The 12,391-nt window shown below is 50.5% G+C and carries 16 protein-coding genes; 6 read left to right on the top strand and 10 right to left on the bottom strand.

Translation table 11 applies throughout. From position 1 onward, the window contains the following. The first annotated feature begins 11 nt into the window (after positions 1-11). Together dcm and D9741_RS17695 are read left to right on the top strand one after the other, a co-directional pair. Positions 12-1,430 carry a DNA-cytosine methyltransferase gene (gene dcm / locus D9741_RS17700; RefSeq protein WP_130216447.1) on the top strand — a complete coding sequence of 473 codons (1,419 nt, stop codon included), beginning with the start codon at positions 12-14 and terminating at the stop codon, positions 1,428-1,430. After that, positions 1,411-1,881, top strand: coding sequence for a very short patch repair endonuclease (locus tag D9741_RS17695; RefSeq protein WP_130216449.1), 471 nt, complete (start codon positions 1,411-1,413; stop codon positions 1,879-1,881). Before dcm ends, D9741_RS17695 begins: the two co-directional genes overlap by 20 nt. Here the strand turns inward: D9741_RS17695 and yedA are convergent. Further along, positions 1,870-2,790 carry a drug/metabolite exporter YedA gene (yedA, locus tag D9741_RS17690; protein ID WP_130216451.1) on the bottom strand — a complete coding sequence of 307 codons (921 nt, stop codon included), beginning with the start codon at positions 2,788-2,790 and terminating at the stop codon, positions 1,870-1,872. The two genes, D9741_RS17695 and yedA, sit on opposite strands and share 12 nt — an antisense overlap. A gap of 171 nt (positions 2,791-2,961) precedes the next feature. Here yedA and D9741_RS17685 point away from each other — a divergent pair, with 171 nt between their 5' ends. The 3 genes from D9741_RS17685 to dgcQ all read left to right on the top strand — a co-directional run bounded on the left by D9741_RS17685 (position 2,962) and on the right by dgcQ (position 6,150). Then, complete coding sequence (locus tag D9741_RS17685) at positions 2,962-3,879, top strand: DUF808 domain-containing protein (RefSeq protein WP_130216453.1); 918 nt, start codon at positions 2,962-2,964, stop codon at positions 3,877-3,879. Between the two features lie 78 nt (positions 3,880-3,957). Beyond that, positions 3,958-4,140, top strand: coding sequence for a DUF2158 domain-containing protein (locus D9741_RS17680; RefSeq protein WP_130216455.1), 183 nt, complete (start codon positions 3,958-3,960; stop codon positions 4,138-4,140). A gap of 315 nt (positions 4,141-4,455) precedes the next feature. Beyond that, a complete protein-coding gene (gene dgcQ / locus D9741_RS17675; RefSeq protein WP_130216457.1) occupies positions 4,456-6,150 on the top strand; it encodes a cellulose biosynthesis regulator diguanylate cyclase DgcQ in 1,695 nt (564 codons plus the stop codon). Here dgcQ and D9741_RS17670 read toward each other — a convergent pair. Further along, on the bottom strand, positions 6,147-6,962 hold the full coding sequence (locus D9741_RS17670; RefSeq protein WP_130216459.1) for a mannosyl-3-phosphoglycerate phosphatase-related protein: 816 nt from the start codon (positions 6,960-6,962) through the stop codon (positions 6,147-6,149). The two genes, dgcQ and D9741_RS17670, sit on opposite strands and share 4 nt — an antisense overlap. A 296-nt stretch (positions 6,963-7,258) precedes the next feature. Next, positions 7,259-7,486 carry a peroxide/acid resistance protein YodD gene (gene yodD, locus D9741_RS17665; protein WP_000844800.1) on the bottom strand — a complete coding sequence of 76 codons (228 nt, stop codon included), beginning with the start codon at positions 7,484-7,486 and terminating at the stop codon, positions 7,259-7,261. 163 nt (positions 7,487-7,649) lie between these two features. On the opposite strand from yodD, the gene dsrB reads away from it, so the two are divergent. Then, positions 7,650-7,838 carry a protein DsrB gene (gene dsrB / locus D9741_RS17660; protein ID WP_000867217.1) on the top strand — a complete coding sequence of 63 codons (189 nt, stop codon included), beginning with the start codon at positions 7,650-7,652 and terminating at the stop codon, positions 7,836-7,838. Between the two features lie 43 nt (positions 7,839-7,881). Here the strand turns inward: dsrB and rcsA are convergent, their stop codons facing one another. The 7 genes from rcsA to fliM all read right to left on the bottom strand — a co-directional run bounded on the left by rcsA (position 7,882) and on the right by fliM (position 12,387). Beyond that, entirely contained in the window at positions 7,882-8,505 is a 624-nt protein-coding gene (gene rcsA, locus D9741_RS17655) for a transcriptional regulator RcsA (RefSeq protein ID WP_130216461.1), read from the bottom strand. A gap of 289 nt (positions 8,506-8,794) precedes the next feature. Next, on the bottom strand, positions 8,795-9,580 hold the full coding sequence (gene fliR / locus D9741_RS17650) for a flagellar biosynthetic protein FliR (protein WP_130216463.1): 786 nt from the start codon (positions 9,578-9,580) through the stop codon (positions 8,795-8,797). A gap of 8 nt (positions 9,581-9,588) precedes the next feature. Then, positions 9,589-9,858 (bottom strand): flagellar biosynthesis protein FliQ, encoded by a 270-nt coding sequence (gene fliQ / locus D9741_RS17645; protein WP_000187358.1) that lies wholly within the window; start codon positions 9,856-9,858, stop codon positions 9,589-9,591. Between the two features lie 9 nt (positions 9,859-9,867). Beyond that, positions 9,868-10,605, bottom strand: a complete 738-nt coding sequence (gene fliP, locus D9741_RS17640) for a flagellar type III secretion system pore protein FliP (RefSeq protein WP_130216465.1) — start codon at positions 10,603-10,605, stop codon at positions 9,868-9,870. Further along, a complete protein-coding gene (fliO, locus tag D9741_RS17635; protein WP_130216467.1) occupies positions 10,605-10,970 on the bottom strand; it encodes a flagellar biosynthetic protein FliO in 366 nt (121 codons plus the stop codon). The genes fliP and fliO overlap by 1 nt, the downstream gene beginning before the upstream one ends. Positions 10,971-10,972: 2 nt before the next feature. Beyond that, positions 10,973-11,386 carry a flagellar motor switch protein FliN gene (gene fliN, locus D9741_RS17630; RefSeq protein ID WP_130208597.1) on the bottom strand — a complete coding sequence of 138 codons (414 nt, stop codon included), beginning with the start codon at positions 11,384-11,386 and terminating at the stop codon, positions 10,973-10,975. Next, complete coding sequence (gene fliM / locus D9741_RS17625) at positions 11,383-12,387, bottom strand: flagellar motor switch protein FliM (RefSeq protein WP_130216469.1); 1,005 nt, start codon at positions 12,385-12,387, stop codon at positions 11,383-11,385. The genes fliN and fliM overlap by 4 nt, the downstream gene beginning before the upstream one ends. Between the last annotated feature and the right edge of the window lie 4 nt (positions 12,388-12,391).

The raw sequence follows: 12,391 nt of genomic DNA, 5'->3' as shown, positions 1-12,391 counted from the left end.
CGGTTAAATCTATGCAGGAAAATATTTCAGTAACCGATTCATACAGCACCGGGAATGCCGCACAGGCAATGCTGGAGAAACTGCTGCAAATTTATGATGTTAAAACGCTGGTAGCGCAACTTAATGGTGTGGGTGAGAACCACTGGAGCGCGGCGATTTTAAAACGTGCGCTGGCGAATGATTCGGTATGGCACCGTTTAAGTGGAAATGAGTTCGCCCACCTGCAAACGTTGCTACCCAAACCGCCAGCACATCATCCGCATTATGCGTTTCGCTTTATCGATCTCTTTGCCGGGATTGGTGGCATCCGTCGCGGTTTTGAGTCAATTGGCGGTCAGTGCGTATTTACCAGTGAATGGAATAAACATGCGGTGCGCACCTATAAAGCCAACCATTATTGCGATCCGGCAACTCATCATTTTAATGAAGATATCCGTGACATCACCCTGAGTCATAAAGAGGGTGTAAGTGATGACGCGGCGGCGGAACATATTCGTCAGCACATTCCTGAACACGATGTTTTACTGGCCGGTTTTCCTTGCCAGCCGTTTTCACTGGCTGGCGTATCGAAAAAGAACTCGCTTGGGCGGGCGCACGGTTTTGCCTGCGATACCCAGGGTACGCTGTTCTTTGATGTGGTGCGCATTATCGACGCTCGTCGTCCGGCGATTTTTGTGCTCGAAAACGTTAAGAACCTGAAAAGCCACGACCAGGGTAAAACGTTCCGCATCATCATGCAGACGCTGGACGAACTGGGCTATGACGTTGCCGACGCAGAAGATAACGGCCCGGACGATCCGAAAATCATCGATGGCAAACATTTTCTACCACAGCACCGTGAGCGCATCGTGCTGGTGGGCTTTCGTCGCGACCTTAATCTGAAAGAAGATTTCACCCTGCGTGACATTAGCGATTGTTTCCCGGTGCAGCGAGTGACGCTGGCGCAGTTGCTGGACCCGATGGTCGAAGCGAAATATATCCTGACGCCGGTGCTATGGAAGTATCTCTATCGCTATGCGAAAAAGCATCAGGCGCGCGGTAACGGCTTTGGTTATGGGATGGTTTATCCGAACAATCCGCAAAGTGTCACGCGCACGCTTTCTGCCCGTTATTATAAAGACGGCGCGGAAATCTTAATCGATCGCGGCTGGGATATGGCGACAGGTGAGAAAGACTTTGACGATCCGCAGAATCAGCAACATCGCCCACGAAGATTAACGCCTCGCGAATGCGCGCGTCTGATGGGCTTTGAAGCGCCGGGAGAAGCGAAATTCCGTATACCGGTTTCTGATACGCAAGCCTATCGTCAGTTCGGTAATTCGGTGGTAGTACCGGTCTTTGCCGCGGTGGCAAAACTGCTCGAGCCAAAAATCAGACAAGCGGTGGCGTTGCGTCAGCGAGAAACACAACATGGCCGATGTTCACGATAAGGCCACGCGTAGCAAAAATATGCGCGCGATTTCCACGCGCGATACGGCAATCGAGAAACGTCTCGCCAGCCTGTTAACTGAGCAGGGGCTGGCGTTTCGTGTTCAGGAGGCCAATCTTCCCGGACGTCCGGATTTTGTCCTTGATGAATTTCGCTGTGTGATATTTGCCCACGGTTGCTTCTGGCACCATCACCATTGTTATCTGTTTAAAGTCCCCGCCTCGCGAACAGATTTTTGGCTGGAGAAGATAGGTAAAAATGTCGAGCGCGATCGGCGCGATATCAGTCGTTTGCAGGAACTCGGCTGGCGCGTGTTGATTGTCTGGGAATGTGCGTTACGCGGGCGGGAGAAATTAACGGACGCGGCACTTACCGAGCGTCTGGAAGAGTGGATCTGCGGCGAGGGCGCCAGCGCGCAGATCGACACTCTGGGGATTCATTTACTCGCTTGATGCATCCTGAATGACGGGAGCGACAACGGGTTTTGCCGGGAAGAGATATTTCCCCAACGTGACCAGCACCACGGCGAAAACAATCACTCCTAGCGCCAGCCATTCAATCTTCGACAGCGTTTCGCCGCCCAGACCCGTACCCAGCAATACCGCGACCACGGGATTAACATAGGCGTAGCTGGTGGCCAGAGCCGGACTGACATTGCGGATTAAATACATATAAGCGTTGATGGCGATAATCGAGCCAAACAGCGTCAGATAGCCGACTGCAAGGAAACCAGAAAGCGAAGGGACTGCTGTCAGTTTTTCACCCGCAATCATCGACGCAATCATTAACACTACGCCTGCCGCCAGCATCTCAATGGCACCTGCCATCATCCCTACCGGTAAGGTAATGCGCGAGCCATAAACCGACCCAAACGCCCAGCTAATTGAGCCGATTAAAATCAGCATTGCACCCCACGGGTTACCGCTTAAATTACCGCCACTATTGAGCATGATGATCCCGGCAAGCCCAATGGCGATACCCACCCATTCCAGTTTGCGCGTTTTAATGCCAAACAGGCGGCTGAAGCAAAGAGTAAAGAGTGGCACCGTTGCCACCACCACGGCGGCAATGCCGGAAGGGACGTTTTGATGTTCGGCAACCGTCACCATACCGTTACCGACAGCCAGCAGTAACAGGCCAATAAGCGCGGCGTTGAGCAGGGGACGTAGCGGCGGCAATTTGTGCCCACGCAGCAGTAAAAACGCCATCAATAAAATACCTGCTGCCAAAAATCGCACCCCCGCCATCATTAACGGTGGCCAGCTTTCAACGCCAATCCGAATGACAAAATAGGTCGAGCCCCAAATGATATACAACGCAAACAGCGCGCCAAAAAGCGGTAACAACTGGCGGAAACGCATAATCCCTCACGGTGGAAATAAAAAGGTGCTTCATAGTAAACGTGAAAATCATTCTGCTGGCGAGAGATATAATTGAGCTTGATTGTTAAAAAAATGTTGACCTGTGAAGCAAGTATCAGGCAAGCCGATTTTGCTTCATACTTAGCGCGTCAACGATAAAAATGAGAGGGAATGCTTTTGGCCGGGAGTAGTTTATTGACGTTGCTCGATGATATCGCCACTTTGCTGGACGATATCTCCGTGATGGGCAAGCTGGCGGCGAAGAAAACCGCCGGTGTATTAGGGGATGACTTGTCGCTTAATGCGCAACAAGTTTCAGGTGTGCGTGCCAACCGGGAACTTCCTGTGGTCTGGGGCGTGGCGAAGGGATCGCTAATCAACAAAGTGATTCTGGTGCCGCTGGCGCTGATCATCAGTGCATTTATCCCGTGGGCAATTACGCCACTGTTGATGATTGGTGGTGCGTTTCTCTGCTTTGAAGGGGTAGAGAAAGTGCTACATATGCTGGAGGCGCGTAAACACAAAGAGGATCCGGCGCAGAGTCAGCAGCGTCTGGAAAAACTGGCGGAGCAAGACCCGCTCAAGTTTGAAAAGGACAAAATAAAAGGGGCCATTCGCACCGATTTTATTTTGTCTGCGGAAATTGTCGCCATAACGCTGGGCATTGTGGCGGAAGCGCCGCTGATTAATCAGGTGCTGGTGCTCTCAGGGATAGCTCTGGTGGTAACGATTGGCGTGTATGGCCTGGTGGGGATTATCGTTAAGATTGATGACCTGGGCTACTGGCTGGCAGAAAAGTCCAGTACGTTGATGCAGGCATTGGGTAAGGGGCTGTTGATTATCGCGCCCTGGCTGATGAAAGCATTATCGGTTGTCGGCACGCTGGCGATGTTCCTGGTGGGTGGCGGCATTGTGGTGCATGGCATCGCGCCGCTGCATCATGCCATTGAACATTTTGCCGGACAGCAGAACGCGCTGGTGGCGATGATATTACCGACTGTTTTAAATCTGATTCTTGGATTTATCATCGGTGGCATCGTGGTGCTGGGAGTGAAAGTGGTAGCGAAAATGCGCGGCCAGGCACATTAAAATTCACACTGGCTGTTATGCAAAATTCGCCATCCTCGACTAAGGTGAACAAGTTTCACTCGAAAAAAGGAGGCGAGTATGAGCTTTATGGTTAGTGAGGAAGTCACGGTAAAAGAGGGCGGCCCGCGGATGATTGTCACCGGGTATTCCAGCGGTATGGTTGAGTGCCGGTGGTATGACGGTTATGGGGTCAAGCGGGAAGCTTTTCATGAAACCGAGCTTGTTCCGGGGGAGAGGAGTTGTTCGTCGGAAGAAGTTTGAAAGTGTGCAATTAACACCAGGTCGGATGTGGCGTTCACGCCGCATCCGGCAGTTGTACCAGCGTCTGCATGGAATGCCTGATGCGACGCTGTCGCGTCTTATCATGCCTGGGTTATACAAATAATCGATATCTGGCGATAGAATCAAAAGTATGCCGGATAAGGCGTTCACGCCGCATCCGGCAGTCCTGCCAGCGTCAATATCGAAGGCCTGATGCCTCGTATCATGCCAACATTATAAAATTATCGTTGTTTGGCGGTACGCTATCGCCAGGTTATGCCAGAATCATTAAAAAGCAGGTTGGGAGTCGTCAGGGTGCAGCACGAGACAAAAATGGAAAACCAGAGCTGGCTAAAAAAACTCGCGCGCCGCCTGGGGCCAGGTCATGTCGTTAATCTGTGTTTTATCGTGGTGTTGATCTTCTCCACTTTGCTCACCTGGCGTGAAGTCGTGGTGCTGGAAGACGCCTATATCTCAAGCCAGCGTAATCATCTGGAAAACGTTGCCAACGCGCTCGATAAGCAATTGCAATATAACGTCGATAAACTGATTTTTTTGCGTAATGGAATGCGTGAAGCCCTTGTTGCGCCGCTGGATTTCACCTCTATGCGAAACGCTGTTATCGAGTTTGAACAACATCGCGACGAGCACGCCTGGCAAATCGAACTCAACAGACGACGCACTCTGTCAGTAAACGGTGTCTCGGATGCGTTAGTGAGCGAGGGAAATCAGCTTTCTCGCGAAAATGAATTACTCGACAATGAAATTACCGCCGCACTGGAAGTCGGCTACTTACTGCGACTGGCGCACAACTCTTCTTCGATGGTTGAACAGGCGATGTATGTCTCGCGCGCCGGATTCTACGTTTCGACGCAGCCGACGTTGTTTACCCGAAATATCCCTACGCGTTACTACGAATTTGTCACACAACCCTGGTTTATCGGCCAATCAGAACGAGAAAATCGTCAACGTGGCGTACGTTGGTTTACCTCTCAGCATGACCATAACAATGTTACTGAACCGCAGGTCACCGTAAGCGTGCCGGTCGACAGTAATAATTACTGGTATGGCGTGTTGGGGATGAGTATCCCTGTGCGCTCAATGCAGCAATTTCTAAAAAACGCTATTGATAAAAACCTGGATGGCGAATATCAGCTCTACGACAGTAAACTGAAATTATTAACTTCCTCTAACCCGGAACACTTGGCGGAGGATCTCTTTGATCCTCGAGAGCTGGCATCTCTGGCGCAGGCTATGGAACACGATACGCGCGGTGGCATCAGGATGAGCAGTCGCTATGTTAGCTGGGAGCGACTGGACCATTTTGACGGCGCATTGGTGCGCATTCATTCGCTCAGTGAAGGTGTGCGTGGTGATTTCGGCAGCATCAGCATTGCGTTAACCCTTCTGTGGGCGCTTTTTACGACGATGTTACTTATCTCCTGGTATGTGATTCGCCAGATGGTCAGCAATATGTTTGTCCTGCAAAGCTCGTTGCAGTGGCAGGCGTGGCATGACACCTTAACGCGCTTGTATAACCGTGGCGCATTGTTCGAAAAAGCGCGTCCGCTTGCAGAGTTGTGTCAGATACACAAACATCCGTTTTCTGTCATCCAGGTCGACCTTGACCATTTTAAAGCGATTAATGACCGCTTTGGTCATCAGGCAGGCGATCGTGTGCTGTCGCATGCTGCCGGATTAATCAGTCGTTCATTGCGTTCACAGGACGTTGCCGGCCGCGTGGGCGGCGAGGAGTTTTGTGTGATTCTGCCTGGCGCTAACCTGGCGCAGGCAACGGAAGTGGCCGAACGTATTCGCCTGAAGCTGAATGAAAAAGAGATGTTGATCGCCAAGAGCACGACCCTACGCATCAGTGCTTCGCTGGGGGTGAGTAGCAGTGAGGAAACCGGCGATTATGATTTTGAACAATTACAGTCTCTGGCCGACCGACGGTTGTATCTTGCAAAACAAGCGGGGCGCAATCAGGTTTGCGCCAGCGATAGCCCTTAACTGGCCGTGAAAAAGTGATCCAGTCCTTCGCGCCAGCCTTCCGGTCCTTCTCGCTGTGTCCGCAAGACACGGGCCGGATCCTCATTTTGCAAATGCACGCCTTCCCGGTTTAGCCCTTTTACGATCACCGCATAATCCATCACTTCCAGTAATGGTGCGTCATTTGGGCCGTCGCCTAAGCCAAGCGTGGTCGGACGTTTTCCACGCGATTGCTGATATGCCGCAATGATCCAGTTGGCTGCCTGATCTTTCCCGGCTGAGACATCCAGCACATGCCAGAAACGCGCACCTTGCACAAACTGCAAGCCCAGTTCATTCAGGCGAGCGGTAAATTGTGCCATCCGCTCGTCACTGTCGCGCCAGATAAGCGTGACCGAAGCCTCATGCAACTGCGTCAGTGCGGCCTGGCTGCGGCTTAAGCCAGTCCATTCAGCGATGGTTGTATCATCGACGTCATCAAAGGTGGTGAATTTGAAGTGTTCTTTCTCACGCAGCGTATTTAATACCAGGCTGATTTCACTATGAGCAATCCCCGAGATGATGCGCGGAAAGCCGGCCAAATCCTGCCATTGTTGATCCAGTTGGATCACCGCGCCGTTCTCCGCAATGAGTGACAACCCTTGCAGACCTAACATCTTTTGCAGGTACAGCATTTCAGCCGAGGTTTTACTACTACACAGGATCACGGGGATCTCCGCTTCCCGCAGGCGGATTAACCAGGAGGCGGCAGGTTGCCAGTCATAGCTATGACTGTCCAACAGGGTGCCATCAAGATCGGTGAAAATCAGCAGCGGTTGATGAATTGAAAGCATGATCGCGCAGTACTCCCTTTGCCGGATATTTCTTAAAACAGCACGAATTATAAAAAATCGTTTTTTGGGAGCGATCACGTGAACGCCAGAGCCTCCAGGGGGTGACGCGGATCACACTTCCATTCATTAGTGACGTTAATCATTCATATCAAGAATATTTTCTTGTCAGCCTAAAAAATTGCGGATAAGGTGATGAACGCATCAGATTTCCTGGTGTAACGAATTTTTTAAGTGCTTCTTGCTTAAGCAAGTTTGATCCCGACCCCAACAAGGGCCGGGATTTTTTTATCACGCATTTAGCGATTCACTTCAGAGACGCTAAAGTCATGAATATCAAGTTCAAAGGCATCGGCTAATTCACGCCATGTATGATATTCACGGCCATCGACGCTGACGTGTTCTGAATCGTTCTGGCTGCGATGAACTTCGCTTTCGCTAATTTCATTGATCGCCGCCAGCAGGGCATCGACATCGACGCTGACCTCACGTTTTGCGGTATCGCTGTACTCTTTTGCGGTTTTCATCATCTATCCTCGCAACCGTTGCTTATATGTTGCTGCCGACACGTCATGTCAGCCAGGCATTTCTTAAGTATAGACCGTTGAGAAAATCAGCACTCGCACGCGCCTGGCGCTGTCAGAAAAACGAAATTGTTCTACACTGGCACAAAGCCACAGGAGGAAAACGATGAAGGTGAATGATCGGGTAACAGTCAAAACGGATGGCGGTCCGCGTCGTCCTGGCGTGGTACTGGCAGTTGAGGAGTTTAGTGAAGGCACAATGTACCTGGTTTCGCTGGAAGACTACCCGCTCGGCATCTGGTTCTTTAATGAAGCAGGGCATCAGGATGGTATCTTTGTGGAGAAAGCAGAGTAATTTCTGTCAGCCTGACTGGTGGAATACCACCAGTCAGTATGCCCTAGCGCATGTTGACAAAAATACCATTTGTCACATTGTCCGTCAGTCGGACGACATGGTAGATAACCTGTTTATTATGCGTTTTGATCTTACGTTTAATATTGCCTTTATGCGATGAAACGGTCTTGGCTTTAATATTCATTTGGTCGGATATTTGAATCGTTCCCTGGCCAGCCATCCACATTCGCAACATACTCGATTCGGTCCGGCTTAATGATAGCGTTGGCATATTTAAAATGCTGGCCATCGTTGTCTCTTTTTTCAGAATATCGCCAAGGATATCATCAAGAGATTCCGGTTTAATCGATTTGGAACTGATCAATAAATTTTTTCTGACCAATAGATATTCATCAAAATGAACATTGGCAATTGCCATAAAAACGATAAATAACGTATTGGGATGTTGATTAATGATGTACTTGATACGTTGACTGTTAGAAGCATCGTGGATAAAACAGTCCTCATTAATAAACACCACTGAAGGGTGCTGTGAATCACAAGCGATGGCAAGGTCATCAACGGTTTCAATGTCGTTGATTTCTCTTTTTTTCACCCCTCTACTCAACAGATACCCGGTCAAACCCAGCCGGGTGTAACTACATAAATCCATAATAATCGTTGACATGGCATACCCTCACTCAATGCGTAACGATAATTCCCCTTACCTGAATATTTCATCATGACTAAACGGAACGACATGGGTCACCTAATGCGCCACTCTCGCGATTTTTCAGGCGGACTTACTATCCCGTAAAGCGTTGTATAATTTGCCTGGAATTGTCTTAAAGTAAAGTAAATGTTGCGATATGTGAGTGAGGTTAAAACAAATATTTCGCCACAGGAGTATCCTGGAAGATGTTCGCTGGTATTATTTTTCAGATAATCCTTAGGATAACAAGAGAAACATTAGGGAATCATATTACAGGCAATTCGCTGATAATATCCGCCAGCAAATTAAAAATTTCACTAAATAAATGTTCGCAAAAAGGAGCAATTAACGGCATTAATGCCGCCATTAAAGAGATACCGACAGTCAACGTTAATGGAAAACCAATAACAAAAATTGATAATTGCGGGGCCATGCGATTCAGTAAACCTAATGCCAGATTCAGGGTCAGCAACAGGGTAATCAGCGGTAACGCCAGCATCAACCCGTTAAGGAAAATCAGACTCCCTGCTTTGGTGAGTGCCAGAAATGCATTGCTGTTCAGCGGTTCGCCACCAATGGGTAGAGTGTGAAACGTATCGACCAGCAGTGAAATCAACCATAAATGACCGTTAAATGTCAGGAACAGCAGTAACGCCAGCATATCCATAATGCGCGCTAAGACGGGCATATTGAGATGGCTGCCAGGATCGACGAACGTCGCAAATGACAGCCCCATTTGCAGACCGATAATTTCGCCAGCGGTTCGAACAGCGGCAAAGGCAAATTGCATGGTAAAGCCAAGTGCAATGCCAATCAGGATTTGCTGCACCGCCAGCCATAGGGCATAGAACGAAAAAACGGCAACATCGTTGGCGGGGATTGCCGGAGCAATGGCGAACGTGATCATCATTGCGAGGCCTAGTTTTACCCGTTTTGGCACGCTGCGTTCGCTCAAAATGGGCGCGGTGGAGATCAGCGCCAGCACACGCAGTAATGGCCAGAAATACAGGCTTAACCAGGAAAGCCATTGATCGCTTGTTACCTGCAACATTACATCGATTACCCGATGATATACGGCAGGTTAGTGAATAAGGTACGAACGTAATCCAGCAACAGGTTGAGCATCCACGGTCCGGCAATAATAATGGCGATAAATACGGCGATGATTTTCGGAATAAACGACAGCGTCATTTCGTTAATCTGGGTGGCGGCCTGCAAAATACTGATGATAAGGCCAGTGACCAGCGCCACCAGCAACAGCGGGGCAGCCAGTGCCAGCGCGACTTTCATCGCTTCTGTCCCCATCATCATGACCGATTCGGGTGTCATTTGGCCTCTCTAGCTGTAAAAGCTTTGTGCCAGTGAACCGACCAGCAATTGCCAGCCATCCACCAGTACAAACAGCATCAGTTTAAACGGCAGAGCAATGGTCGCGGGGGGAACCATCATCATCCCCAATGCCATCAACACGCTTGCAATAACCAGGTCGATAATCAAAAACGGAATGAAAATCGTGAAGCCTATCTGGAAGGCGGTTTTCAACTCGCTGGTCACGTAGGCCGGGAGCAAAATGCGCATCGGTACTGCTTCAGGTCCCTGCAACGGGCCGGTATTCGCCAGCCTGGCAAACAACCCTAAATCCGCCTCGCGGGTCTGGCGCAGCATAAACTCACGCAGTGGCTGCGCCCCTTTTTCCAGCGCCTCCTGCATTGAAATTTTCTCTTCGCTGAACGGCTGATACGCATCGACATAAATTTTGTCGATTACCGGAGACATAATAAAAAAGGTCAAAAACAGCGCCAGCCCCAGCAATACCTGGTTGGGCGGCGCGGAGGGCGTTCCCAGTGCGTTACGCAATAAACCAAAAACAATGATGATGCGGGTGAAGCTGGTCATCATCAGTAAAATTGCCGGAATAAAAGTCAGCGAGGTGATGAACACCAGCGTCTGCACCGGGAGTGACCAGCTTTGTCCACCGCCAGGCAGCGGCTGGCTGGTGATGCCAGGCAGTTGAGCAAAGGCGAGGGGAGTAAACAGCCAGAGAAGGGCCGGTGCGACAGACAAGAGATGACGCATCAGGCTCTCCCGCCACGCTTAAGTAAATTTTTCATGACCGACTGAAAATCGGCTTGAGGTAACTCTTCCGTTGGCGCAGAAGGGGGAAGTTTATGCAGCAGATTGATTTGCCCGGCAGTAACGCCGAGCACCAGTCGCGCATCTTCCACATCGACCACCACGACCCGTTCACGCGCCCCCAACGAGGCACTAGCGCTGACTTTCAGCCCGTTCGTGCCATTACGTTTGTGAGCAAATCCCAGCCTTTTTACCAGCCAGGCCGCAGCGAGGATCAGGACAATAATGGCAATTAGCGCGCCGCTCACCTGAAGGAGCGGAGCAGCAGAAACCGGCGCGGAAGGTTGTACAGTAGCGTGGTTATTCATCACTAACGGCTCAGGCGGCGCATTCGCTCGGACGGGGTAATGATATCGGTGATCCGCACGCCATATTTATCAGCGACTACGACAACTTCGCCCTGAGCAATTAAATAACCGTTGATCAGAATATCCAGTGGTTCGCCCGCCAGACCGTCCAGCGCCACGACTGACCCTTGCGTCAGACGCAACAACTCTTTGATGGTCATTCGTGTGCGGCCCAGTTCGACGGTCAGCTTAACCGGAATATCCATAATCAGGTCGATATCCTGCAATGTTCCACTGACGTCGCCGCCGCCAAGCTGCTGGAACACGGCTTCAGCCGCGCTTTTGCCGCTTGTTGATTTTTGTTCGCCTAACGCTTCAGCCCACAGATCGTCCATTGCGCCGTTGTTGTCATCGGCCGGATTATTCAAGTCACTCATTTGGGCTGTTCCTCGTTCAGAGAATTCAAAATCGGGTTAATCAAATGTTCTATCCGTAACGCATACTGACCGTTGATGGTGCCGTACTGACTGGTCAGTACCGGAACGCCGTCAACATGGGCGATAATGCGATCGGGTTTTTCTATCGGCAGGACATCGCCGGGCTTCAGCTTTAAAATCTGCGACAGGCGCAGCGAAATATCGGCAAAGTTGGCAACCAGCTCCAGCTGTGAATGCTGCACCTGGCGCACCAGGTTATCGCGCCAGTTCTGATCTTCATTACGCGAGTTTTCCAGCGGCGGGTTAACCAACAATTCCCTCAGTGGCTCGATCATGCTGAATGGCAGGCAGATATTAAATTCGCCGGTCAGGTTGCCAATCTCCACATGGAACGGCGTGTTAACCACAATGTCGTTCGGTGAGGTGGTGATATTGGTAAATTTCACCTGCATTTCGGAACGCACGTACTCGACTTCCAGCGGATTAATCGCCTTCCACGCGTCGCTATAGCCTTCAAGTGCCAGCTTCAACATGCGATTGATGACGCGCTGTTCGGTATGAGTAAACTCGCGACCTTCTACTTTGGTCGGGAAGCGTCCATCGCCGCCAAACAGGTTATCCACGGCGATAAACACCAGACTCGGCGAAAACACCACCAGCCCTGTTCCGCGCAGCGGTTTCAGATGGATAAGGTTCAGGTTGGTCGGCACCGGCAGGTTGCGGGCAAATTCATGGTACGGCTGTATGCGGATAGCCCCGACGGTAATGTCCGGGCTACGGCGCAGCAGGTTGAACAGCCCCATACGAAAATGGCGGGCAAAACGTTCATTGATGATTTCCAGCGCCTGTAACCGTTCGCGCACAACCCGTCGTTGGGTATTAGGATCGTACGGACGAATGTCACTTTCGCCGCTAACACTGGTTGTCGGTTCGTCTTTGACCTCGCTGTCGCCATTCAACAGCGCATCAATTTCAGCTTGAGAAAGAATACTATCGCCCATGTCG

It is taken from the genome of Escherichia sp. E14V7 (assembly GCF_004212225.1).
In the GTDB taxonomy this organism is placed as follows: Bacteria; Pseudomonadota; Gammaproteobacteria; order Enterobacterales; family Enterobacteriaceae; genus Escherichia.
This window is presented reverse-complemented; position numbering and strand designations above follow the sequence as displayed.

What these genes read in the sequence shown, in the direction of transcription:
- D9741_RS17670 (WP_130216459.1), bottom strand. Translation starts at nt 6,962, where the DNA reads ATGCTTTCAATTCATCAACCGCTGCTGATTTTCACCGATCTTGATGGC.
- fliR (WP_130216463.1), bottom strand. Translation starts at nt 9,580, where the DNA reads ATGTTGCAGGTAACAAGCGATCAATGGCTTTCCTGGTTAAGCCTGTAT.
- D9741_RS17685 (WP_130216453.1), top strand. Translation starts at nt 2,962, where the DNA reads ATGCTTTTGGCCGGGAGTAGTTTATTGACGTTGCTCGATGATATCGCC.
- fliO (WP_130216467.1), bottom strand. Translation starts at nt 10,970, where the DNA reads ATGAATAACCACGCTACTGTACAACCTTCCGCGCCGGTTTCTGCTGCT.
- yedA (WP_130216451.1), bottom strand. Translation starts at nt 2,790, where the DNA reads ATGCGTTTCCGCCAGTTGTTACCGCTTTTTGGCGCGCTGTTTGCGTTG.
- D9741_RS17695 (WP_130216449.1), top strand. Translation starts at nt 1,411, where the DNA reads ATGGCCGATGTTCACGATAAGGCCACGCGTAGCAAAAATATGCGCGCG.
- fliQ (WP_000187358.1), bottom strand. Translation starts at nt 9,858, where the DNA reads ATGACACCCGAATCGGTCATGATGATGGGGACAGAAGCGATGAAAGTC.
- yodD (WP_000844800.1), bottom strand. Translation starts at nt 7,486, where the DNA reads ATGAAAACCGCAAAAGAGTACAGCGATACCGCAAAACGTGAGGTCAGC.
- fliP (WP_130216465.1), bottom strand. Translation starts at nt 10,605, where the DNA reads ATGCGTCATCTCTTGTCTGTCGCACCGGCCCTTCTCTGGCTGTTTACT.
- rcsA (WP_130216461.1), bottom strand. Translation starts at nt 8,505, where the DNA reads ATGTCAACGATTATTATGGATTTATGTAGTTACACCCGGCTGGGTTTG.
- fliM (WP_130216469.1), bottom strand. Translation starts at nt 12,387, where the DNA reads ATGGGCGATAGTATTCTTTCTCAAGCTGAAATTGATGCGCTGTTGAAT.
- dcm (WP_130216447.1), top strand. Translation starts at nt 12, where the DNA reads ATGCAGGAAAATATTTCAGTAACCGATTCATACAGCACCGGGAATGCC.
- D9741_RS17680 (WP_130216455.1), top strand. Translation starts at nt 3,958, where the DNA reads ATGAGCTTTATGGTTAGTGAGGAAGTCACGGTAAAAGAGGGCGGCCCG.
- fliN (WP_130208597.1), bottom strand. Translation starts at nt 11,386, where the DNA reads ATGAGTGACTTGAATAATCCGGCCGATGACAACAACGGCGCAATGGAC.
- dsrB (WP_000867217.1), top strand. Translation starts at nt 7,650, where the DNA reads ATGAAGGTGAATGATCGGGTAACAGTCAAAACGGATGGCGGTCCGCGT.